Raw genomic sequence first — 22528 nt, forward strand, 5'->3', positions numbered from 1 at the left:
TTAAACGATACTGCAAAGAAAGTTTGGCAATACATTTCTAAACGTTCACTTAAGTTAAGAAATGGATGTCAGCTCTTTTTTTCAAGAATTCTTGCTCTCAGCCTGCTTAATGATTGTGGCTTAATGCCTAAATAACTCGCTAACTGGTGTTGTGGAACACGCTGAATAAGGTCTGGTTTTTTTTGCAATAAGTTCAGGTAGCGTTCTTCAGGAGAAGAAGTCTTAAACTCGTCAAAGTCTATACGTTGTTTAGCTAACAATTCTTCCGACATTAATCTGCACATGATTTCAAACTTTGGAAATTTACTGTTTATTTCCAGTTCCATATCAGAATTTGAAACGGTAAGAATAGTGTCTTCTATACAACTTACATAATATTCCGACGGCGTTTTGTTTATCACACAAGGTGGTGTAAACGCTTCCATTTCTGTGTAGAAAGCGGTTGTTTTTTCTTCGCCGTCTATGATGTAATACGTGCGGATACAGCCTTTTAAAACAAAGTAACTTTCTTTCGAATGCTGTCCTTCTTTGAGTAAAACAGTCCCTTTCTTTACTGAGTGAAACAGGTCTAACGATAGCAATGCGTTTTTTTCATCCTCTGTCAGGGTTACGTAGTTTGAGATAAAGTCAAATAGTATATTTTCCATTGTTTTTGTTGTTACTGTCGGTTACACTTGCTTATTATAACAGAAGCCGATTAAAAAAGAAGCTGAAGTTAACAACTAAACGCCAAATGGAATCCGGTCAAACCTGATGTTAATTGCAAGTAGTACAACCGCTGATTGCTTTTCCGTTTACAGGCCTTACGGCAAATCTTTCCTGGCAGCAGTTTTTCAAATTATTCTACAATAAGTTTTTGTTGCTCCACTATAAAATCGAATGAAAGTTCTTCCAGTTTTTTTCCATTTACAACAGCATCCCATGGCCCGTGTCCTCTGTTTACAAGCGTGTGTAATTTATACGCAGCTCCTGTTGATGTGTATATATCCCGCAATTCAATTGCATTGGTATATTTTACTGTAGAATCTGCTGTACCATGGGCAATCATAATAGGAGCATCTGAACGGTCAAAACGCTGATAGCCATAAATACTATTTACTGCAGTAACTGCAACACCGCTGCCCCAGAAATCTAATATCGTTTTTACGGTGTAAGTCTTATTCAAATTGGTAGTTGTCAAGGTCGGGTCTATATTTAAAGATATTTCGTTTGTAAAATCTGTTGTATTTGTTATTCCCAGCGTTGTAGCGATAACTGCACCAGCCGAACCTCCTCCCACTGTGATGTAATTTGTATCAATATTGTAATTGTCTGCATTTGCTATCAGCCACCTGACCGCAGCCTTTGCATCCCGATGTGCCGGATACATAGCTATGAATTGCGATTGGTCAACAGCTGCTACACTACTTTGTGCATATTGAATCCATTGTGCAGGTACGGTACCTTTATCTCCCAGTAACCGATAGTTTATCGAAAAAGCTACCCAACCTCTGGCGGCAAAGTAATTCGCAAGATTTACAATGTTAACATCAGTTTTATTCCCGCCAACAAATCCTCCTCCGTGAATCAATAATATGGCCGGTTTCTTTTTTGTATTGTTTGCAGGTTTATAAACGTCTAATGTTAGATCCATCGTTGAATAAGACGGACTGTTTAATGTTTGATGGCTGAGTCCCTGACAATACTTGACGTTTTGTTCAACGATTACAGTATATGTTGCTGATGATTTAACGGATACAGGATTCGAAACCTGCGTGTCTGGACGTTTTTCTTTTTTACAAGACGATATAACAGTCAGTAACAGTAATACTCTTATCAAATGGTTCATGCTCTTTACTTTGAAGTAGTTAGACCTTTTGAATGACAAAAGGTTTAACAAATTACTGTAACCCAGATATATCTGCTGTGATACCCAACATCTTTTAAAACGCAAAGACTGAGCACAACTTTCATAAAAAACAAGGTAAGCAACAGTTTTTAGTCCCACCAAAAGTATAGACGTTTTGTTCTTTTCATTTCGTCTGCAAGAGCCTGAACAGTCTCTGTTCCCTGGTCAACAACGTCTGGGCATACTTTATAAACTTCTTTAGCAAACTGTGTCCAGTTTTTGGGTTCATTATGAATAATAAACTCACACCAGTCGCCTGATGCACCAATGAGTTCAATAGAATATTTTTTGTCAAAGGTCTTAATGATTGAAATTAAGCTGTCATTTGTAATGTCCCAGTTAATACCATCTGTTGCAAGTTGTTTGAGAACCGTGTACTTATCTGTTGTTTTAAGAATACCAATATTGTCGGGCTTATTGCCTATGTTAAAATTGTTCTCTAAAAGAAAAACACTGTATCCCTTTTCTTTAAACCTGTCCTTTAACGAGAATACTAAGTCATAAGATTTTGAATTTGTTTCTTTAACAACAAGCCCTTGTAAAAATATTGGGTCTGTTTCAATTTCTCCGTCCTTAGTGATCAATTTTCCCAAAGAATAATGAAACGGTTCAATTTTGTTCGTATTAAATTGCCGGAGGTCTTTAATGATAGTTGTGTCTAACTGTAAAGTGTCACAAATAGTTTTTTCGTCAGTTGTCAACAAGTAGCTTTTTTCGACCGGTTGTGATTTGCAGGCAATAGTAATTGTCAAAACGATCGCAAGGAAAAAATAGGAAACTTTTGGAGTCATTAAGGTTTTTTTAAAAATTGTAGCTAACGTTCAGGCATTTGTGCTGTTGGGGACTTCATCTATTCGTCGCCCCCGGCGACGGCTGCCGAACATTGATATTAAAGATAAAATTTTATTTTGTTGCTTAATAGTAAATGTCAAGCCGGGACAAAAAGCTGAACAGTGTTACTGCTGTTGAACGACGCTTTGCGTCGCACCCCAATAGCACAAATGCAGCTGTTGGGCGTAAGTGCTACTAAACATCATTATTTAAAATCAAATTGGATAAAACTAAATTCTGGATCACTGAGCTTGTAAGAATTATTGTCTTCAGAATATTCAAATTCTTTCTCTTTATTTTTTGTCAACCATTTTGGATGTCGAGTTTTTATTATTTCAATGTCAGGGTTTGTTGATTTGAAAGCAAAAGCTGTTGATTCGTCATATGGTTCGTTATGAATTATTGGTGCTCCGAACAGGGCTTCTAATTCACTTAATTTGATTTTTAAGTCAAAAACAATTGCATTAATTTTCTCGGGCTTATCATAAACGATTTCAAAACTCTCAAATCTACGGTCGGTTGATTTTATTTTTCTACGGTACAAGTATGGCTTTTCAGTGTGATAATTATCGTCGCTCGAAAAATGCTTTGTCAAAGATTCTAAAGTTGTATTCTTTTGAATTTATTTTTCAAAGTTTTTCAAATATTCACTTGTTGAAAGTCTGTTGTTCGTAATTGTATGGTTTAGCAAAAAGTCAGTCATCAAAAATGATTCGTTTCAAATTAAGGTGCTCAACTCAGAGGTTCTCAAGCATTACGCCCAACGCTTGTATTTGCGCTATTATACGCAACATCTCCCAATAAACAAAGCTTGTGAATCAATTATTTAGTGTTCGCCTTTTTGTATTGTAGTTGCGCAATTGCATTTTTCATACAACCGTGTGCAAACGTTTCATAAGCGTTTGCTCATAGTTATAAATGTGCTGTCATTCTTTTCCTGCTTTAGCAATGTTCAACTATTCCCTCACACCCATCTTGCATCCACTACCCCTGCCGGTAAAAACGCAGCCCTCTTCTCCGGCACTCCATCAGCCAGTGTATAGCGCATAGCCGCTGCCGTTACCACTAAGCTGCCTGCTGTTAACGGGAGTTCTAACAACATCTGCTGTGCGGGCTGCAACACATGGGTATAAGGCAATTGCAGTTGTGCCAATACCCCACCCCTGTATTCCCGTTGCGCAAGACCGCAGGCTGCAGCAGCAAACAGGAGTTCCACACTTACTGTTGCAGAAGGTGCGGTAATATTTTGCGTGGGTACAAAGGCAGGCATATCCAGCACAAGCCCGTTGCTGTTTGCTGTAACGGCAAGGGGTATGCGCAAACGTTCGGCCAGTGTTGTTTCGGTGCTGAAACAAAACCCGTTAATAAAGGGCAGGTTTTCCTGCGGCGGCAAATCCTGTACCACTGCCTGCCCCAGCCATTTGGCAATGACACCTGAAAAACGGCTCTGCATGTGTTTATCTTTCGGGTTGGGCAGCAGCTCCTGCCAGTAACTGCGCAGAATGCGGCCCGCTGCAGCGGCCACACCAAAATTGCGGCTGCGGCTTTGCATGGCTTCTGTTTGATGCACCTGTGCAGGCAGTCTCCGGGCAACATAACTGTCGCCCAGCTGGTAAAACAGCACATTGTTCAAACGTCCTTTCAGAAATGCAGCGATCTGTTTGGCCATAGGCGCTTGTTCAGGCGTTGGTGGTTCTGTTGTTGGGTACTGCTTCGCAGCAACTGCGTTGTTTCTGCGTCAACTGACGTAGAAACAACGCAGAAACCACGGGCATGGTAAGACAAAGTAAAGAGGCAGGGACATAGCGGGCAACCGTGTTTTAACGGGTTTTTAAAAAAGTGAGGCCGGTATTTCATCCGGTTGCATCAAATGAACAGGTTAAACAGCCTATGTTGAGGTAAAGACAATACATGCTGGAAAACACCTACACAAAGCAATTGCAAAGGGAAAGAAAACTGAGTATGTGTACTTGCAAATAACCTTTGCATGTAGTAGTTTTAACGGTCATACACATTGTAACAGCAACCCTATTCTGCTTATGATACTACACCCAGGCGCCTGTATAAAGTCGGGCTTGCTTACAGCAAAACGTCTTTTCATTTTTTTCATTTCGGTGCTGGTTTTTATTGAAACAAAGGCCCAACCAATCATTTCTTCTTTCTCCCCTGTATCGGGACCGGCAGGAACAATTGTTACGATCAACGGCAATAACTTCAGTACAAACACGGCTGAAAATATTGTTTACTTTGGTTTGGTTCGTGGAGCAGTAATCAGTGCAAACAGTACAAGTATACAGGCAGTTGTTCCTTTGAATGCATCGGGGCATTTGTTAACCGTTACCACTAATTCCAAAACAGCATCTGCCAGTCGTCCTTTCCTGATCACTTACAATGGCAGCGGACACAGCATCAGCAAAGAAGCTTATAAAGCAGAAATAAAAATTCCCTTGTACAGGCGCAATAAAGATGGACAGGGTGACTATTTCAATTTTTATAATATGCTTACTGCCGACTTTGATGCAGATGGAAAAATTGACATCGTGAGCGTTGGCGGTAATGATGATTCATTGGTTGTGGCACGAAATACAACAACAAACAGAAATTTTTCATTCGACAGCAGCTTTATAAAAACAACCACACCTGTATCAGAATTACTTTTAACCGAAGACTTTAATGCAGATGGTTATGCCGATATTCTCTACTACCATTATCAAGACACAGGTATTTATATTCTTTCGAATAAAAGCAGTGCAGGACAAATTTCATTTGAAACTACCGGAAAGATCACGAAGCATAATCCCACTTTTTTTAATCAGTTTACAACCGGCGATTTTAACCAGGATGGCCTGATCGATCTTGTTTTTTGGCACGTTGATTCTGCTGCCGCTTTCTTTTATAAAAACATCAGTGCAAATGGCACTATTTCATTTGCTGCAAAACAGAAATTCTTTACTTACCAGGATCCGAACTTTGTAGTGTCCAGCTTTGAACCCGGCGCTTCCTCCGGTGACCTGAACAACGATGGCAAAAAAGACCTGATCATCTATCTTACTCCTGCGGTAGCCGGTGGTGGAGATTATAATGGAGAAACAATTATACTGCAAAATAAAGGTACAGCAGGGCAGCTTCTGTTTGAAAAGGCAAGCTCCTTTCGTACGAACAGAGCCCTGGTACCAATCGAAATATTTACAGCAGATATGAACGGTGACGGATACAACGACCTGTTACAAACGATCAATTTAGATTTTCATGAACTTGAAATTTATCTTAATACCGGATCAAATCAAACCATTGGCATTAATCCAATGAGTACCAGTTATTATGGATACAGTAACCACATCAAAACCATTCCTCAACCGATTCCTTATGATCTGAATGGTGATACAAAAATTGACATCTTCCTTTCCACGCAGTATCATGACTATGATTCACTGGCCTGTTATATTTATCTTTTTGAAAATAAAAGTTCAAATGGCAGTCTTCATTTTGGTGCAGGAACAGAAATGATGAAAAACGGCGTACATGATATGTCTGTAGCTGACCTTAACAACGATAGCAAGCCGGAAATTTTTTATATCCGCCATAATTATTATAACGGCAGCGATACACTGATCATCCTGGAGAATCAACCACAGCTGACCACATCAGTAAATGAACCGGGCAGTGATGGCTTTTTATTTTCGTTTTATCCCAATCCGGCAGAGCATCAATTAGTGATTCAGTTACCGGCAGTAAACAGTCCGTCTGTTATTATAATCAGTAACCAGTTGGGGCAGGAGGTAAAGCGTTTTCAGCTAAACAGAAACAGTTCTGCAATGCAAACTCTTGATGTGAGTAGTTTAATGCCGGGCATGTACCTGGTAACATGGACAGATGGAAAAAGAAAACAATCCAAACAACTTTTCATTCAATAGCGTTTTGTACTCCCTCCTCTTATCAGACAACTTAGTGTTGTGTGTTCATTGAAGCGGGCAGACAGATTCCTCTTCAGGAACAAATCTATTTAACATTTACTTGTTTACTTTTACAGCCAATACATCATCCTTCATGAAACAACCACCGTATATGAAACGCTCTGCATTGTTTGTTCTTGTTTGCTTTGTTCTTTCGGTAACAACAAAGGCACAGGATATTGTTATCAATAAAGACACTACCATCAACAACACCTGGACAATTCCCAAAGGTGCAATTCTGAAATTCGGCAGTAAAGGAAAGATCAATGGCACAGGCACTATCAAAGGCGGCATTATTGATGCAGCACTTACACAATGGATCTTTGATACCACACTCACCGTTTCACCTGAAGGAACTTATACCAATGTGTTCAGCGCAAAATGGTTTGGTGCAGGAGATGTAAAAGATAATGCGGGAGTGTTACAAAAAGGGATCAATACAGTTTTAGCAAACAGTGGTACGCTGCGAAAGTTTTTTATTCCACGTGGTGTATATCCTTTCAGTAAATCATTAACGGTTGCAAGTATCTATAAAGAGCAATACAGCGGTTGTACCATTCATATCTATGGTGAATCATTGTTCTGGGATAGCGGCACCGGTACAACATTACAATACACCGCCACGGATGGTTTTGCATTGGGCCTGCAACTCAACAAAGGAAGTGAGATCAACAACCTTACTATACTCGGCATGTTTAAAGCACCTGCTGCTGTTGATTCTGTTTATTACAATATTCCCTTCGATCAATTCAATGATGCCAATGGAAAATGTACGCCGCAATATGCAGGACTGGTAATTGATTATGATGGAAGCCGCAATAACAGCGGCTCAACAGGTATTAAAGTACACGACATGAACGTTGGCAACTTCACCATCAATTATTCCATCAGTCCCAATGGAAAAACAGTGAATGCAGATATCCTGTTGTTTGAAAATATCCGTTGCGGTAATGGCAAAGTTGGTTTTGCTACGGGGCAGGCACAGGAAAAAGGAAATGTGATTCGTGGTATTTACAGCTGGGGCAGCATACATACATTATACGTTGCAGGTAAATACGGAAAAGCACAGGCAGGGAGTTATACCATTGATGGCGGCAATATTGCCGGACGATGTATTCGCCTGTTTGATATTTCACAGGCGGGTTGGTACAGCACCAACATCAGTAATATTTTTGCTGAGAGCTTAGGAAGTATCGGCACCATCAATACACAAATACCAATGAACATCAGCAACAGCACGTTTCATTTTGTATACCCAAATAAAATAGGCAGACAAACGTTGCTGAGCAGCAACAATGAAAAAGTGGCCTTTTCCAATTGCATTTTCCGTTACTATGGAAAAAACGATCCAATGAAGTTTATTGGCCGGGCAACGTTCAACAATTGTCAATTCAGCGGACCGCAGGTGAAAGAATAAGGTGGAGCTAACTGTTCTATTGCTTTAAATGATACTCATCTGTTTCAACAAAATAGCCATTGCTCATCAGTTGAATAATGTCAGCAGCAGTCCATGTTGCATTGAAATAAAAAGTATGATCCTGGTATAAATAAATAAGAGAAGGCAATTCTTTTGTTTTACGGCTGCATTCCCAGGTTGAAAATATATTATCAGCTTTTTTTTCGATGATATATACTTGCCACCAGTTGGTTCGTTCGCCTGTTATACTGCCACGAATGTTTACAGCATAGATTCGATCATTCAATTGACGGAGTATTGCGTTTTTTCCAAGATCAAAAAACAGGGTATCAATCGATTTCATGATAAAAGTATCCTTCTCCTGCCAATAGCTTCTTCCTGTTGACATGGTACCTTCAGGATCAATATCATACATTTTTGCATGACGAAAAATATATTGATCAACTGTATCAACCGGTTGACGCAGACTATCGTAAACGATCAGCTGCTCAAATTCATAAATTTCTCCCGGCGGATAAACAAACTCCCTTTCTGCATTAAGTTTTGGCCATGCACCTTTTGCAATTTTTTCAGTACGATTGACAATGATTGCAAAAAGATTTTCTTCAATTATCAGCGAAAGACTGTCATCAGAAGAATTGATCGGCAAACGTTCTTTTCCTTTTCTGTTCCATTGAAACGGCATTGAATTTATTCCTGATGATGCTGTTCCGGAATCGGGAAGATTGATCATATATACACCTGTATCAGGTAAGGATTGCCAGCTACCAATTAAATGCGTTGGAAACTCATTGCCGTTTGTGCGGTCAACAGGCATGGGTTGCTCAAAATAAAACGTGGTGCAGGAACTTACCAGTACCGGCAATAGGCAAATACTCATCCACTTAATCACATTGTTCAGGCATGTACACATTTCTACCTGTTTTGGCAGAAGATACAACACTCATTTGTTGATTTCCAATGATACTTATCATTCACCGGGTTGATCATTAATGGCCCGCTTCGTATATTCAGGGGTAATAAGTAAGAAAACAGGTAACTGTGCCCGTTATGAAATAGAGGGCACAGTTATTGACATAGGTTACTATAGCCATCATATGATCTGTATTGCCACAGAGGCACACAGAACTGATTATTCACATTTAAATTGATTTTATGAAACAGGTACTCACGCTTACTCTTTCATTTTTGTTCATCGGCTCATTTGCTGTTGCACAGGAAACAGATGTACGGAAAGAAAAGAAACGGATCAAACAGGAACAACGGCAGGTAAAAGACTTAAACCTCGACCGTAACCAGGGGCAACAAATTAAGAGTATCAATAACCGTTATAAAGATGAGCATAAAGCCATCATGCAAAACGATGCACTGAGTCAACAACAACAGCAGGACCAGATCCAGGCGCTGAATAAACGACGGGTGCAGGATATTCATAATCTGATAGGTCAGGATAAAGTAAAAGACTATGACCGCATCGAGGAAAATGAAAGACAAAAAATGAAAGACAAGTCAAAGGAGGAAGAAAATAGAGTAAAAGACAAGCAGAAAGAGAAAAAGGTGAAAGAGGAAAAAGTAAAGAAAGAAAAAAAAGATAAGAAGAACGGTAAAGGATAAACGAACACAAAAGTCCGGCAGATTATCTGCCGGACTTTTGTTTTTAATAATCTGAATATTCAGTTGGCCGGAGAAACATGATATCAATATGCGACACGTTGTTTTTATACTCCGGCATTGCCGATAATTTTTTCCACGCAGGATCACTGCCAAAGCTTTTCCAATGCGCATCTCTGTCGGCCATGTTTTCAAAACTTGTCATATACATCAGGTTGGGCATTTTACTGCCGGCAACAACTTCTGCATAAAAAATGGCGTTGAAGTTTAAGCGTTTAAATAAACCCACCTCATCGCCTTCATTGAACATATGCACTTTATTCTTAAAGATTTTTTCCGTTGCACTTTCGTAACTGCGCAGCTCATACACCCGTTCATTCTTTGGAGATTTTAATTGTGGCAGCTGCATTACAGGTGCTAAAGAAAAAGCATGCAGCAATATTGTTTCCATTCGTGAATAAGGAGCAGCATTGTAAACTGCATTCAGATAAGCATCAGCTTTTGATTGATACTCTTTGTCTGATGATAATTTAACCGCCATGTCTGTAACTGCATTCAATGATTTCAGCGGGATCAACACATACAATTTTTTTACCGCAGCTGTATCATTCGCAATTGCTTTAAATACTCCAACCGATTTGATCTTCAGTCGATGCAAGGCAGGCAACAAGGCCTGTTGCAGATAGGTATCCAGCGACTGCTCCTGTACAGTAGTGGTATAATGATAAACAGTTAGCTGGTAAAACTCACGTGGAGGCGCTGCAACAGCTTTCTCACTTAATAACACCAAAGACATCACAAAAAATACAATGAACAATAACCTATTTATCTTTTTTTTCATATGACAATACTTGAGCCCCGAAGGTAAACAAAAGAAAGGATTGTGATCAATACCTAAGCATCTGCTTGCATTTCGTACTGTTTTGTCATACTTTACCAATAAAAATTTTCTATGCCCATATACATGGATCTCCATATAGTGCCGGGAGTAACAGCTAAGGATGTTGCAGAAGCACACAAATTAGATGTGTACCTGGAAAAAGATCACAGCTGCAAATGCATGACCTATTGGGTTGATGAAGTAAGAGGTCATGTGTTCTGCCTCATCGACGCACCTACAAAAGAAACAGTAACCGAATTACATAACAAAGCTCATGGTTTAATACCGCATAAGATCATTGAAGTGCAACCAAATCTGGTTGAGTCTTTTCTTGGGAGAATAAGCGATCCGGAAGAAGCTGAGACAACACCGGAAGGATTGAAGCTAATCAACGAATCATCTTTCAGAAGTCTATTGGTTACAAAAATGACTGACCCTGTTTTGTTGCAACATCAACTTGGAAAGGAAAAGGCGAATGAACTTGTGAATCGCCTGAATAACCTGATCAGGAACCAGCTAAAAAACCATAATGGCGTAGAAACAGAACATGCAGGTGCAGATTTCATTGCATCTTTTTCATCTGCAGTAAATGCAATTAACTGTGCATTTTCACTTCAAGATGAAATGACTGCGGAAGAAATGAAATCAACAGGTTTACGCATCAGCATTCATGCAGGCGAACCTGTTGCAAAAAATGAGCATTTATTTGGAGATACTATTCAGTTGGCCGAGCGTCTTTGTTTTATTGGCAAACAAAATCAGGTGAACATTACATCTACAGTAAAAAAACTGATTGCAAAAAACATTGCCGGCAAAGAAAATGATCTGTTCGTTTTGTCGCCGCAGGATGAGACGCTGCTCAAGCTTCTGTTTACCACACTTGAAGACAATTACCAGGATCCAGATTTTAATATGGATGAATATTGCAGTACAGTTGCTATGAGTAAATCGCAACTCTACAGGAAAACGATGGCTCTTTGTGATATGTCTCCAAATACATTATTGAAAGAATACCGTCTTGAAAAAGCAACAGCATTAATGAAACGAAAACAACCAAGTATATCAGACATAACCTTCGATTCCGGTTTCAACAGCCCCTCCTACTTTACAAAATGCTTCAAAAAGAAATATGGCATACTGCCAATGGCATATCTTGACCTGCTGAAATAATAACAAAATAGTGTTTGACAGAATTTTACCATTTATTGGGTGATTTGTGATAGTAAATACGCTTTGCATGAAACTATCTTTGATTCATCTATCACCAATAAACTGTTTGTTATGAAATCAATCACTAACTCCCGCTATTTTATACTTGTTGTATTATTATTCTCTGCTTTTATCGCATCAGCTCAATCAACAACAGACAACACAAATAAGAAAGAACCTGTTATGAAAACTTATCTTATTGAAAGAGATATACCAGGTGCAGGTCAGTTAACTCCGGTTGATCTGAAAGCTATTTCACAAAAATCCTGCAGCGTATTAACAGAGATGAGACCAAAAATTAAATGGCTGCACAGTTATGTAACGGGCAATAAAATTTATTGTGTATATATGGCCGAAAACGAAACTCTGTTACGTGAACATGGAAAGAAAGGTGGTTTTCCTGTAACTAATATTACAGAAATCGAAACAACGATCAGCCCGGCAACTGCGAAAGAATAAACAGAATCATCCAGAATATTACACGGTGTTTCGCAGATAAATATTCCTGTACTACGGAACACCGTTTCTCTACTCTTTTGAAGCTAACCACCCTGCAAAAGGACACTCGCATCTTCAACTGAAATTTAAAGATCTGGCAACTCTTGAAAAGTTTGTGAAAAACAAACAAGAAGAAGCTATGCCCGCAGGTGAATAAACAATCCGATCCTCTTTAACTGTCAATCATCATTTTTTTAATAACCAAAAAACAAAGGAGGAAAACATGAACCGTCTTTTTAACCTTGCAACAACCGGGAAAAGCAAAACGCTTCTCTTATCAGTTCTATTAATTTCAACGCTGTTTATGAACAGTTGCAGCAAAGAAGCTTCCATAAAATCGGAGACTTCTGCCACGCAATCAATCATGAATAAAACAAACATGCTTATTCCAGGTGACATGCTCAACAATTACACTGGATTAACCGCCACCACCTTATGGGAACTTCAACAGGCCCGTGCTGCCACTGCACGTTACCGTGATATTAAGAATGCTGTAAAGGATGGCTATGTTGATATTGATGTCGTGCGACAAAACATGGGTTATCATTTTCTGAAAATGGATAACCTTGATGCAACATTTGATTTCAAAAAACCGGAAATACTGGTGTATAACAAAATGGAAAACGGCAGCATGCAACTGGTAGCAGTTGAATATGCAGTACCTATTTCTCTTTCACCAAACAATGCACCTGCGGGTTTTACCGGGGATAATGATGTATGGAAATATGATACTGATTTTAACCTGTGGCTGTTGCATGCATGGGTATGGTATCATAATCCTGAAGGTGTATTTAATCCAACCAACTCTTTGGTGCATCTGCATTAAGCTGCAACTAAAAAAAAACGGCAGTAACAAAAACAGGTCGGGTAAACCCGACCTGTTTTATACATCAGCCATGTCATTACTTCGGAAGAACTACTCCATCAATCACATGCACAATACCATTCCCTGCTTTAAGATCAGTAGCAACAACAGTTGCTGTGCCACCATTCTCATCTGTCAAAATCACTTTTCCGTTTACAAGAGAGGCTGTTAATTTACCACCGCTTACTGTAGGTAACACAGCTTTGCCGTTACCATCTGTTATGGCTTTTACCACTGCAGCAGCGTCAATGTTTCCTGCAAATACATGGTAGGTGAGTACTTTTGTTAACGTTGCTTTGTTTTCAGGCTTTAATAATGTTGCAACTGTACCGGCAGGTAATTTATCAAACGCTGCGTTTACAGGAGCAAATACAGTGAACGGGCCTGCACTTTGTAAAGTAGCTACCAGGTCTGCTGCTTTCACAGCTGCTACCAACGTAGTATGATTTTCAGAACCAACAGCAATATCAACTACTGTTTTTTGTGCAGATACAACTGACGTGAATGCAATTGCCATTGCTGACAACATGAGAAACTTTTTCATAATGATGTGTGTTTTTATGGCGATTATTACACGATCAAATGAAAAAGGTTTAGTACGATCATGAAAAAATTATGATTTAACAAAGATGTCTAAAGAAGCTCCCGATAAATACACAAAGCTGTAAACAAAAGCTGCCTGAACAGCAAAATTCAGGAAGCTGCAACTGATTTCACTGCAGCAACAAACCGTCTTACATCATCCGCTGAATTATACACCGATGGCGTTACACGCACACAACCATCTTTACCTAATGTGCGGGCCACTGTAAATATCTTATGCTGCTTAAATAAATAATCTGCAACTTCAACTGCTGTTTTATTCTTTATGCGAAAGGATGCTATACCGCATGAAAAATCAGCAGGTACAACTACTTCAACATTCGGATGCTGCATTAATTCATTTACCCAGATACTTTTGAGATAATGCAGCCTTGCTGAAATACGTTCAATACCTAACTGCTTTTGAAATGCAAGACTTGTTGGTATGGTCATGATCACTGCAAATGGTGTTGTGCCAAAGTGCGCCAGTTTGTTAATACTTGTTTCTGCAGCACTCGTATCACCAAAGAACGCCTTCAGTTCCTTTATGCGTTCTTTTTTCACATAAAGAATTCCGGCGCCAACAGGATTACCGATCCACTTATGCAGATTCATTCCAACAAAATCCGAATTCAATTCTTTTAAGCTGAAATTTATTTGGCCCAGTGCATGTGCGGAGTCAGTCATTACATCCACTCCCCTTTCTTTGGCCATTGCTGCAATTTTTGCAACAGGCACTATCAATCCATTAATGTTTGAGACATGCGTGAGCAATATCACTCTTGTTTTAGGGGTAATGAGTTTACGATAGATATCAACGATCTCATCTTCGCTTCCTGGTAACAAAGGCATTTCAAACTCCTTTACACTGATCGCTCCTCTTTTCTCCAGCATTTTGAAAGTTTCGATCATGCTGAAATAATCAAGTTGATTCAGGATTACTTCATCTCCCTGTTTAAACGGATAGCCCTGTATGGCGATGTTCAAAGCTTCTGTCGCATTGCGTGTAATAATGATCTCGTCATCAGAAACTCCTAAGAATGCAGCTACTTCTTTCTTTGCAGCAGCAGCAATTGCCGGGTAATCCTTCCGGGCAAACCTTGCAGCCTGTTTGTTTGCAACGGCAACATTTTTCTGAAAAGCTTCTAATACTGGTTTGGGTTGAATACCATAAAAACCATTTTCAAGATTTACATGATCATCCGCTATTTCATAATATTTTTTAGCAATCTTCTTCCAGAATTTTTCATCTGTTGCTTCGCCTTCATCAATGAAATCACTTTCATCGATCAACGCATCATTGCCGGCAGCAGCAACGGCTGGTAAACTTGCAGCAACTAATCCTGTCCCTAATGTTCGTAAAAAATATTTACGGTCTTGTTTCATGATAAAGGTTTACTTATTTCGTTGGTGGCATACTTGGTCTCACTTCAATTTTACTTGGCAATGTTCGTGGATTCATTTGAAGGATATTAATCACCAATTCACCAATGTCTTCAGGTTGTATCTTCCATGCATCTGCATCGTCAGGTGTATGATTATTAAAATATGTAGCAACCGAACCGGGCATGATGGTGGTTACTTTAATACCATGCTTGCGCAAATCAAGCATCACTGCCTGTGTAAATCCAACCAATCCAAATTTACTTGCATTATACGCTGAAGCTTTTTCAAAAAAGTTGGTGCCTGCAAGACTTGCAATGGTAATGATGTATCCTTTTGTTTGTTTCAAGGGATCGATACCTGCTTTCACTGTATTAAACACGCCTGTCAAATTTGTATCGATCGTTTCTTTCCATAACTCTGCTGACAGATCCTCGATAGATGCAAAATGACCAACCCCTGCATTTGCAACAACCACATCCAGTTGCCCAAAATGAGCGATCGTCGCTTCCACTGCTTTCTTCTCCGACGCTAACGAACTCACATCCGATTCCAATGCTAATATCCTTGAAGGATCTGCGCTTAATGCCTCCGCTGCTTTTACTGCAGCCGGCAAAGAACGCCCGGTAATTGCCACTTTCATCCCTTTCTCCAATAACGATTTAGCAATACCATATCCAATTCCCTTTGTGCCACCAGTTATATAGGCTACTTTCCCGTCTATCACATTCATTTTTGACTAGTTTAGTTTTGCCTTGAAATTACAAAATAAAAACTCCATAAATGGGCATGCAAATTGATTCACCTGTCTTAGTGTGAGTTTCTTTACATTTACCCCTCATTTTAAATTATTACGTATGAAGGCGAAACTAATTTTTTATACTACAGCATTACTCCTTACCGGTTACACAGCCGCTTGTACAGAAAAGAATACACCGAACTCAAATCGAAACAATGACGATACAACAAAGTTGCCGCCTGTAGAAACAAAAGCTGCCAATACAAATTATAAACCTGCCTTCCCGGGACAAACCAGAATTGGCGGAGTTAAAACAACAACAGCATATAAAGTTGAAAAGCTTGCAGAACGTATTGGACGTCCGTGGGCTATTACACCAATGCCTGATGGCCGCTTTCTTATAACAGACAAACGGGGTGGCTTCCTGCAAATTTTTGATGCCAACGGTGTATTGGTGAAAAAAATTGAAGGTCTTCCTGCTGTTGATGCAGGTGGACAAGGTGGTTTGCTTGATGTGGCACTCGATCCATCATTCAGTACAAATAACATGATCTACTGGTCGTTTTCTGAAAAATATGATATTGGTAATTTAACTGCCGTTGCTAAAGGCAAGTTGAATGAAGCAGCAGGAATGGTTGAAAATGTTACAGTGATCTTTCGTGCAACACCTGCCCTGGCTAATAATACACACCACTATGGTTCACGTATAGTGTTTGATAAAGATGGAACCATGTTTGTAAGTTCTGGTGAGCGTTCTGCTCTTGAAGGGCGTGTCCAGGCACAAAAATTATCATCAGGTCTTGGAAAAATTTTCAAGATCACAACTGATGGCAAACCGGCACCCGGTAATCCATTTATTAATCAAAGTGGTGTAATGCCTGAAATATATGCATATGGTAACCGTAATGTACAAAGCCTGGATCTGCATCCTGTAACAGGCGAGTTATGGGAAGCAGAGTTTGGCCCACGTGGTGGTGATGAATTAAACATCATTAAACCAGGAAAGAACTATGGCTGGCCTGTTATCACCTACGGTATTGAATACGGTGGTGATAAAATTGGTGATGCTATACAGCAAAAAGAAGGTATGGAACAACCTGTTTATTATTGGGATCCGGTTCTTTCTCCTGGTGGTATGACATTTTACAGGGGTAATGCTATTCCTGAATGGGAAAACAATCTTTTTATCGGAGGATTAAGCAGTTCACATATTGTGCGCCTTGTAATAAAGGATAATAAAGTTGTTGGTGAAGAACGCTTACTGGCAGATAAAGGTGAACGTTTTCGTGATGTGGCATTCTTCAATGGTATGCTTTATGCTATCACAGATGGAGGAAGTATTTACAAGATCAGCAAACAATAAATCTTAAAGTTCATTCGATCAAACAAAGACCCGTGCTTGAGGCACGGGTCTTTGTTTTTAATGATGCAGAAAGAGTTTTATCAGGCACTGTTGTCGGTTTATCTTTTTCACTCACCAACAAACGGCAAATAGAGCCGCCTGTATTTTTTATCCGTCTGTTTTCTTGTTGATGGATTATTTTGATAAGAAAACATGAAAAAGTTATCCCTTATCATCGCCCTTCTTTTTTCTGTAACTGTATTGTTTGCCCAAAACAAAGTAAACCCTGTAATTAAATCTTACGGAACAGTTTTCGAAATACCATCCGCTGATCATAAACCCGATCCGGCTACAGACTATAAGATCATTGTAGAACTTACAGAGAATACGCCCAAAGCCGATTCACTGAATATCTATCTTGAAGCCATCGCAACACTCATTAATCTGCATGCAGCTGAAGGCGTACCACAAAAAAATATTAAACTGGTAGTTGTGCTTCGTAAAGGAGCTACCTATGCTGTGTTTGGCGATGAGCTGTATAAAAAATATTTTAAAGTTGAAAACCCCAACAGCCAACTCATTAAAGAATTAACCGATGCAGGTGTTGAGTTTTATGTTTGCGGACAAACCATGATTAAACGAAATACAAAGGAAGAAGAATTAATGCCGGGCACAAAAATTGCAAGTTCAGGTTTAACAGCTATCAGTACTTATCAGCTGAAAGGTTATACCATGATCAAGTTCTGATGGGTGTAAAAATTAAAGACGGTTCTGTAACTACAGCAACTATCTTTAGCAACGGATGTTAATTGATAGCAAAACATACAACAACACAGCGCAACAGCAACTGAAGACATGGCAGCGACAGATGTTGAGTAAACCTTCTTTGCTGAACAGTTTATCAAAACGGATGCAAACAAAGATCAACACCTGGATTCCTGAAAAAATTCACCTGGCCATTACAGCAACAATTAAGCAGTTGATACGGGGCGTGTTGTTTGGGGCCAAACATACCACTGCAGAACCTTTAGCAAATGCGAGTCTGCAGGAAAGGGAGATTGCCATCGAAAAGAAAATAGAGAACTATAAAAAAACTGCAGCGGTTGAAGGTGGTATTGCGGGTGCTGGCGGTATACTATTAGGTTTGGCTGATTTTCCTGTGTTGATTGGCATCAAATTAAAGTTACTCTTTGATATTGCCAGTTTGTATGGTTTTGATGTAAATGACTATAAAGAACGGGTATACCTGTTACATATTTTTGAACTGGCTTTTTCAAGTCATGCACACCGTAAAACCGTTTATTTGAAAATGACCGACTGGGAAGCAAAGAAACAACTATTGCCAGACGATATCAATCAATTCGACTGGCGCAACTTTCAACAGGAATACAGAGACTATATTGATCTTGCAAAAATGGCACAGCTGATTCCATTGATCGGTGCACCTGTGGGATTGATCGTTAATTACCGCTTACTCAAAAAACTTGGCGAAACTGCAATGAATGCCTATCGCATGCGGCTCTTGCAATGATCACAAGAAAAATTTACTCACGCTTCTTACCAACGAAAGCTTTCCAATTAACCATCGAGGAAAATTCAACTTGATCCGCCGGTATGTAAGCGAACGCCATAACCATTCCAACGGGCCGAACTTGAAATATTTGAGCCAGAGCGGGCTGTAGATCAGTTGCAATACCCATATTGCAGCTACTACGTAATACAATTGATAGAGTTCCAGCCGGTCGTAATACCCCAACCCATATCCAAAGAAGAATAAACTGCAAAGAATGGTTTGAACAATATAATTGGTTAGTGCCATTTGTCCTACTGCCTTTAAACGGTTACAGATGGCCATTAGATAACCCGATTTAACCAATAACATTAGTGCTGAGCAGTGTGCCATTACCATGAAAATACGTTGCACAGGATATAACAGGTTCTTCCAGGGAACAGGTGTTTGTTCTAATTTCAAAAATATCGCTGATGCTGAGGAAGTAAATTCTGCAGCATACCAAAGTTCATACAATGTTACTGGAACTGCAACTATATAGCCTATTGCCATCGTTAATCGATATTGCCGGTTTGTCCATTTACCTGTGAAGAAACCCCATGCCAACAACGCCATACCCAGCAACATCAATGCAATATTATCTCCCAATTCAACCAATAAATAACTTGTTTCAGCTTTAAATGCTTTTGGCCGGATCTCTGATGCGACTACCTGATAACTCCCTCTCATTCTTTCAGCAGTTGCCTGTGCATCTGTTTCATTGGGAAGCATTGATTTTTCTATAGTACGCCAATTAACCATTGCCTGCTTTTGCAAAGCAGTTAATGGTTGTCCTGCTTTCTGGGCCTGCTCCGCCATTGAGAAAGCAATCCGTTTTTCTCTTGCATCACGATAAAAAAAAGTTCCTACAACAAACCAGATAATAGTAACAACCGGAACTGCCATTACCATATAACGTGGTTTCATTTTACGTAACAGAAATACCAGCATTCCAAATAAACCATAAAAGAAAAGAATATCACCCACCCACAATAAAAGATGTGCATTGATCAGTCCAAAGAGAACGAGCCAACTCATACGCAGATAAAATAACATTGCAACCCGTTTAGGATCGGTATTCTCTTTATTGATGCTGAATAGTAGTATGCCGGCACCGAACAACATGCAAAACAAAGCACGCATCTTTCCTTCAAATAAAATATAAACAACCGCATAGCTGAAGAAATTTGCACTACTTGTATCGGAAAATATTTGATTACCGAAATTGCCACCGGTAGCAAGACCAAATCCTACAATATTAATGAGCAAAATGCCAAGCACAGCAATACCACGAAAAAGATCAATGGATACGAGACGGCTCTCCCGATCAAGTGGTGACGGTTCGAATGAAGATAATTGCGGCTTCATTAACAGTTGATTGGTTGATTGTGGAGGCAGCGGGTGCAGGTAGGTTTTTATGAGGCTATAACGTAAATGTATTTCTAATACCCACATAATGTTGCCGCAGGCAGAAGTAACTGCACGAAATAAAGAATAACACTTAGTGTGTGTTCGTGAAATGTGATTAAATAAGAAGCAGTTCTTCTATTGCTGTACAAAATGCCAGCATACACCGGCGAGGTCAATAATATTCACTTCCCGTCCATAAGGTTGATTGGATACTTCGCCGATTCGGATACCATATTTCTGCGGTAATTCTTTTTCGAGTACATAAGCACGGAATGCATCTGCATTTTCCACACCAACACTCAACATGAAATTTTCAGCAAATGCTTTATCATCATACTTCTGCAAAATAAAACGGAAGCCATTGTTTTCAAACCCGGCATAATCGTCCACATCCCAGGAGAGGTTAAAACCAAGCTCGGTAAAAAAAGCTTTTGATTCACTGAATTTACTTCCCGAAGGAACAAATGGCTGGAGGGAAAGGAATTTCATGTCACAAAGTTTAACTAAAGATAATGCTTTAAGGTCTGATGACTTGTAACCGTACCGACCAATGTTCTCTCATTTCTTATTCATATTTTTAACAGGTGCAGCAGCTATTACAACACATCAAACTTTATGCGCCTTTAAGTACGGAAGCCGAACAGGCTTTGTATGATTGTTTTGAGCAGGTGGTTTTTTCAAAAAATCAACACCTGCTTACTGAAGGAAAAATTTGCAGGAATTTATATTTCCTGGAGAAAGGTGCATTACGTGGATATTATAATCTCGATGGAAAAGAGGTTACGCACTGGTTTGGCTTTGATAACGATTTTGTTACTTCTTTTCACAGCTTTATTACGCAGGAGCCATCAGTTGAAAATCTCCAGCTGCTGGAAGGAAGTATTCTGTGGAGTATTTCAAAAGACAAGCTCACGGAACTGCTTAACCGCTTTCATGATATTGAACGTCTGGTGCGTATTGCCTATGAGAACTATTATATCCGTTTAGAAGAACGATATGTAAACGCACAGTTTAAAACAGCAACCGAACGTTATGAACAATTGCTGAAAGATTCTCCGCATATTCTCGATCGGGTTTCGCTGGGACATATCGCTTCCTATCTCGGCATCAGCCAGGAAACGTTGAGTCGTATCCGCAGCCGTCTTTAACATTTGCTGTTTTGAATTTTGACAATTGTCAAAAAGCTTGCGAAAGTCAACCGATAGTTTTACAGCAAACAACAAAACTATCATGGAACAGAAACAAACTCTAGCCCCATCTCCGGCTTTTATTGCTGCATCATGGGCGGCACTTCTCATTGGCGTCACTGCCTTCATTATTGGCTTATGGAATGCTGATATGGAACTGAATGAAAAAGGATATTACTTCACTGTTTTATTGTTTGGATTATTTTCAGCCATCTCCGTGCAAAAAGCCGTGCGAGATCAAATTGAAGGAATACCTGTTACCAATCTTTACTACGGCATTTCGTGGTTCTGCACCATTGCTTCCATCATTTTATTAGTGGTTGGTTTATGGAATGCAGAAATGCTGCGAAGCGAAAAAGGATTTTACGGTATGAGTTTTACATTAAGTTTGTTTGCATCCATTGCCGTACAAAAAAACACAAGAGACAGTCGGTTAAGCGAAGTTTTGCAAAAGGACGATCATCAATAAAAAACAGCCCATGCTTTTTGCATGGGCTGTTTCAGTTCTCATTAAAAAGTTATTTCAGTAATAACATCTGACCAAGATGATTGGCCATGTGACCGGTGCGGCTTATCAATACATTTAATTTGTTGCGATGAGGTTCCTTAGCAAAGTCTTCGGCCGATACTGCAGTATGCCTGTGAAGCCATTCCTCAGCCGATAATGTTTGAAAGTGCGTATTTAATTTCGCATTCACGGCTTCAAGTCGTTGCTTTAATTCGGTTACACTTGGTTTTGAAAGCCCCGACTTGTCGGGATTTTTTATGAATACCTCCTCCATCTCCGGGTATAAACGATCACTGAAACCAAGTAATGGTAATAACGCATCGCTTACTGCAATTAAATGGCCTAACAAGTAAACGCCGGTGTTTCTGCCCGGCGCAATTTCCTTAGCCATTTGTTCATCAGTAAGAGCATCGATGAGTTTGATGAGTTGTTTGTTCTGCGATTCCCATGCTTTAAGCGTCATGTCTGTAACGAGGTTCAATTGTATTGTTGCTGTGTCCATTCTCAATAATTTAAGTTCAAATTTAGGAAGCTTTGTACTAAAGACCAGCACAAACCAGTTTCAACGTTTTTCGCACACCCGCAAAATCTGCTTGCATTTACCGAATCAAATTTCTAAGTTTATCTATTCCCTCATTTCAACCACCCAAAATCTGTATATGTCGAACAATTTTGT

Annotated in this window: 24 protein-coding genes; 11 read left to right on the plus strand and 13 right to left on the minus strand. The window is 39.5% G+C overall.

Annotation, left to right across the window (positions count from 1 at the left end):
- Positions 1–68 precede the first annotated feature (68 nt).
- From WG954_RS19375 to WG954_RS19395, 5 genes are all read right to left on the minus strand, one after another.
- The gene (locus WG954_RS19375; protein WP_340438553.1) at positions 69–647 is read right to left on the minus strand and encodes a Crp/Fnr family transcriptional regulator; all 579 of its coding nucleotides are present in this window, start codon (positions 645–647) and stop codon (positions 69–71) included.
- Between the two features lie 191 nt (positions 648–838).
- Entirely contained in the window at positions 839–1987 is a 1149-nt protein-coding gene (locus tag WG954_RS19380) for a carboxylesterase family protein (protein WP_340438925.1), read from the minus strand.
- Positions 1978–2679: a DUF4253 domain-containing protein gene (locus WG954_RS19385; RefSeq protein WP_340438554.1), complete on the minus strand. Its 702-nt coding sequence runs from the start codon at positions 2677–2679 to the stop codon at positions 1978–1980. Before WG954_RS19385 ends, WG954_RS19380 begins: the two co-directional genes overlap by 10 nt.
- Positions 2680–2924: 245 nt before the next feature.
- Positions 2925–3263 carry a hypothetical protein gene (locus WG954_RS19390; protein ID WP_340438555.1) on the minus strand — a complete coding sequence of 113 codons (339 nt, stop codon included), beginning with the start codon at positions 3261–3263 and terminating at the stop codon, positions 2925–2927.
- Positions 3264–3683: 420 nt separating this feature from the next.
- Positions 3684–4388: a hypothetical protein gene (locus WG954_RS19395; protein ID WP_340438557.1), complete on the minus strand. Its 705-nt coding sequence runs from the start codon at positions 4386–4388 to the stop codon at positions 3684–3686.
- A gap of 370 nt (positions 4389–4758) precedes the next feature.
- Here WG954_RS19395 and WG954_RS19400 point away from each other — a divergent pair, with 370 nt between their 5' ends.
- Positions 4759–6633 carry an FG-GAP-like repeat-containing protein gene (locus WG954_RS19400; RefSeq protein WP_340438560.1) on the plus strand — a complete coding sequence of 625 codons (1875 nt, stop codon included), beginning with the start codon at positions 4759–4761 and terminating at the stop codon, positions 6631–6633.
- Between the two features lie 151 nt (positions 6634–6784).
- Entirely contained in the window at positions 6785–8089 is a 1305-nt protein-coding gene (locus tag WG954_RS19405) for an uS5 family small ribosomal subunit protein (RefSeq protein ID WP_340438563.1), read from the plus strand.
- Positions 8090–8105: 16 nt separating this feature from the next.
- Here the strand turns inward: WG954_RS19405 and WG954_RS19410 are convergent, their stop codons facing one another.
- Positions 8106–9002, minus strand: coding sequence for a hypothetical protein (locus WG954_RS19410; RefSeq protein ID WP_340438565.1), 897 nt, complete (start codon positions 9000–9002; stop codon positions 8106–8108).
- A gap of 242 nt (positions 9003–9244) precedes the next feature.
- On the opposite strand from WG954_RS19410, the gene WG954_RS19415 reads away from it, so the two are divergent.
- Positions 9245–9703, plus strand: coding sequence for a hypothetical protein (locus WG954_RS19415; RefSeq protein ID WP_340438567.1), 459 nt, complete (start codon positions 9245–9247; stop codon positions 9701–9703).
- A gap of 43 nt (positions 9704–9746) precedes the next feature.
- Here the strand turns inward: WG954_RS19415 and WG954_RS19420 are convergent, their stop codons facing one another.
- Positions 9747–10541: an NIPSNAP family protein gene (locus WG954_RS19420; protein WP_340438569.1), complete on the minus strand. Its 795-nt coding sequence runs from the start codon at positions 10539–10541 to the stop codon at positions 9747–9749.
- A 111-nt stretch (positions 10542–10652) separates the two neighbouring features.
- On the opposite strand from WG954_RS19420, the gene WG954_RS19425 reads away from it, so the two are divergent.
- From WG954_RS19425 to WG954_RS19435, 3 genes are all read left to right on the plus strand, one after another.
- The gene (locus WG954_RS19425; protein ID WP_340438572.1) at positions 10653–11750 is read left to right on the plus strand and encodes a nickel-binding protein; all 1098 of its coding nucleotides are present in this window, start codon (positions 10653–10655) and stop codon (positions 11748–11750) included.
- A 111-nt stretch (positions 11751–11861) separates the two neighbouring features.
- Positions 11862–12248, plus strand: coding sequence for a DUF4242 domain-containing protein (locus WG954_RS19430; protein WP_340438574.1), 387 nt, complete (start codon positions 11862–11864; stop codon positions 12246–12248).
- 262 nt (positions 12249–12510) lie between these two features.
- Complete coding sequence (locus WG954_RS19435; RefSeq protein ID WP_340438576.1) at positions 12511–13113, plus strand: hypothetical protein; 603 nt, start codon at positions 12511–12513, stop codon at positions 13111–13113.
- A 76-nt stretch (positions 13114–13189) separates the two neighbouring features.
- On the opposite strand, the gene WG954_RS19440 is transcribed toward WG954_RS19435, so the two are convergent.
- The 3 genes from WG954_RS19440 to WG954_RS19450 form a co-directional block, all read right to left on the minus strand.
- Complete coding sequence (locus WG954_RS19440) at positions 13190–13696, minus strand: fasciclin domain-containing protein (RefSeq protein ID WP_340438578.1); 507 nt, start codon at positions 13694–13696, stop codon at positions 13190–13192.
- A gap of 149 nt (positions 13697–13845) precedes the next feature.
- Entirely contained in the window at positions 13846–15120 is a 1275-nt protein-coding gene (locus tag WG954_RS19445) for an aminotransferase class V-fold PLP-dependent enzyme (protein ID WP_340438579.1), read from the minus strand.
- A 13-nt stretch (positions 15121–15133) separates the two neighbouring features.
- Positions 15134–15850 (minus strand): SDR family oxidoreductase, encoded by a 717-nt coding sequence (locus WG954_RS19450; protein WP_340438581.1) that lies wholly within the window; start codon positions 15848–15850, stop codon positions 15134–15136.
- A 124-nt stretch (positions 15851–15974) separates the two neighbouring features.
- Between WG954_RS19450 and WG954_RS19455 the strand changes: the two genes are divergently transcribed.
- The 3 genes from WG954_RS19455 (at position 15975) to WG954_RS19465 (ending at position 18729) form a co-directional block, all read left to right on the plus strand.
- Positions 15975–17219, plus strand: coding sequence for a PQQ-dependent sugar dehydrogenase (locus WG954_RS19455; RefSeq protein ID WP_340438583.1), 1245 nt, complete (start codon positions 15975–15977; stop codon positions 17217–17219).
- A 192-nt stretch (positions 17220–17411) separates the two neighbouring features.
- Positions 17412–17945, plus strand: coding sequence for a DsrE family protein (locus tag WG954_RS19460; RefSeq protein WP_340438584.1), 534 nt, complete (start codon positions 17412–17414; stop codon positions 17943–17945).
- 55 nt (positions 17946–18000) lie between these two features.
- Positions 18001–18729 carry an EcsC family protein gene (locus WG954_RS19465; protein WP_340438586.1) on the plus strand — a complete coding sequence of 243 codons (729 nt, stop codon included), beginning with the start codon at positions 18001–18003 and terminating at the stop codon, positions 18727–18729.
- Here WG954_RS19465 and WG954_RS19470 read toward each other — a convergent pair whose 3' ends face one another.
- Positions 18730–20115 carry a DUF418 domain-containing protein gene (locus tag WG954_RS19470; protein ID WP_340438588.1) on the minus strand — a complete coding sequence of 462 codons (1386 nt, stop codon included), beginning with the start codon at positions 20113–20115 and terminating at the stop codon, positions 18730–18732. It abuts the gene before it with no gap.
- Positions 20116–20292: 177 nt separating this feature from the next.
- Positions 20293–20646: a VOC family protein gene (locus tag WG954_RS19475; protein WP_340438590.1), complete on the minus strand. Its 354-nt coding sequence runs from the start codon at positions 20644–20646 to the stop codon at positions 20293–20295.
- 95 nt (positions 20647–20741) lie between these two features.
- On the opposite strand from WG954_RS19475, the gene WG954_RS19480 reads away from it, so the two are divergent.
- Together WG954_RS19480 and yiaA are read left to right on the plus strand one after the other, a co-directional pair.
- Positions 20742–21305 carry a Crp/Fnr family transcriptional regulator gene (locus WG954_RS19480; RefSeq protein ID WP_340438592.1) on the plus strand — a complete coding sequence of 188 codons (564 nt, stop codon included), beginning with the start codon at positions 20742–20744 and terminating at the stop codon, positions 21303–21305.
- Between the two features lie 82 nt (positions 21306–21387).
- Complete coding sequence (gene yiaA / locus WG954_RS19485; protein WP_340438594.1) at positions 21388–21813, plus strand: inner membrane protein YiaA; 426 nt, start codon at positions 21388–21390, stop codon at positions 21811–21813.
- A gap of 49 nt (positions 21814–21862) precedes the next feature.
- Here the strand turns inward: yiaA and WG954_RS19490 are convergent, their stop codons facing one another.
- Positions 21863–22354 carry a DinB family protein gene (locus tag WG954_RS19490; protein WP_340438596.1) on the minus strand — a complete coding sequence of 164 codons (492 nt, stop codon included), beginning with the start codon at positions 22352–22354 and terminating at the stop codon, positions 21863–21865.
- Between the last annotated feature and the right edge of the window lie 174 nt (positions 22355–22528).

It is taken from the genome of Lacibacter sp. H375 (assembly GCF_037892425.1).
Lineage (GTDB): Bacteria > Bacteroidota > Bacteroidia > Chitinophagales > Chitinophagaceae > Lacibacter.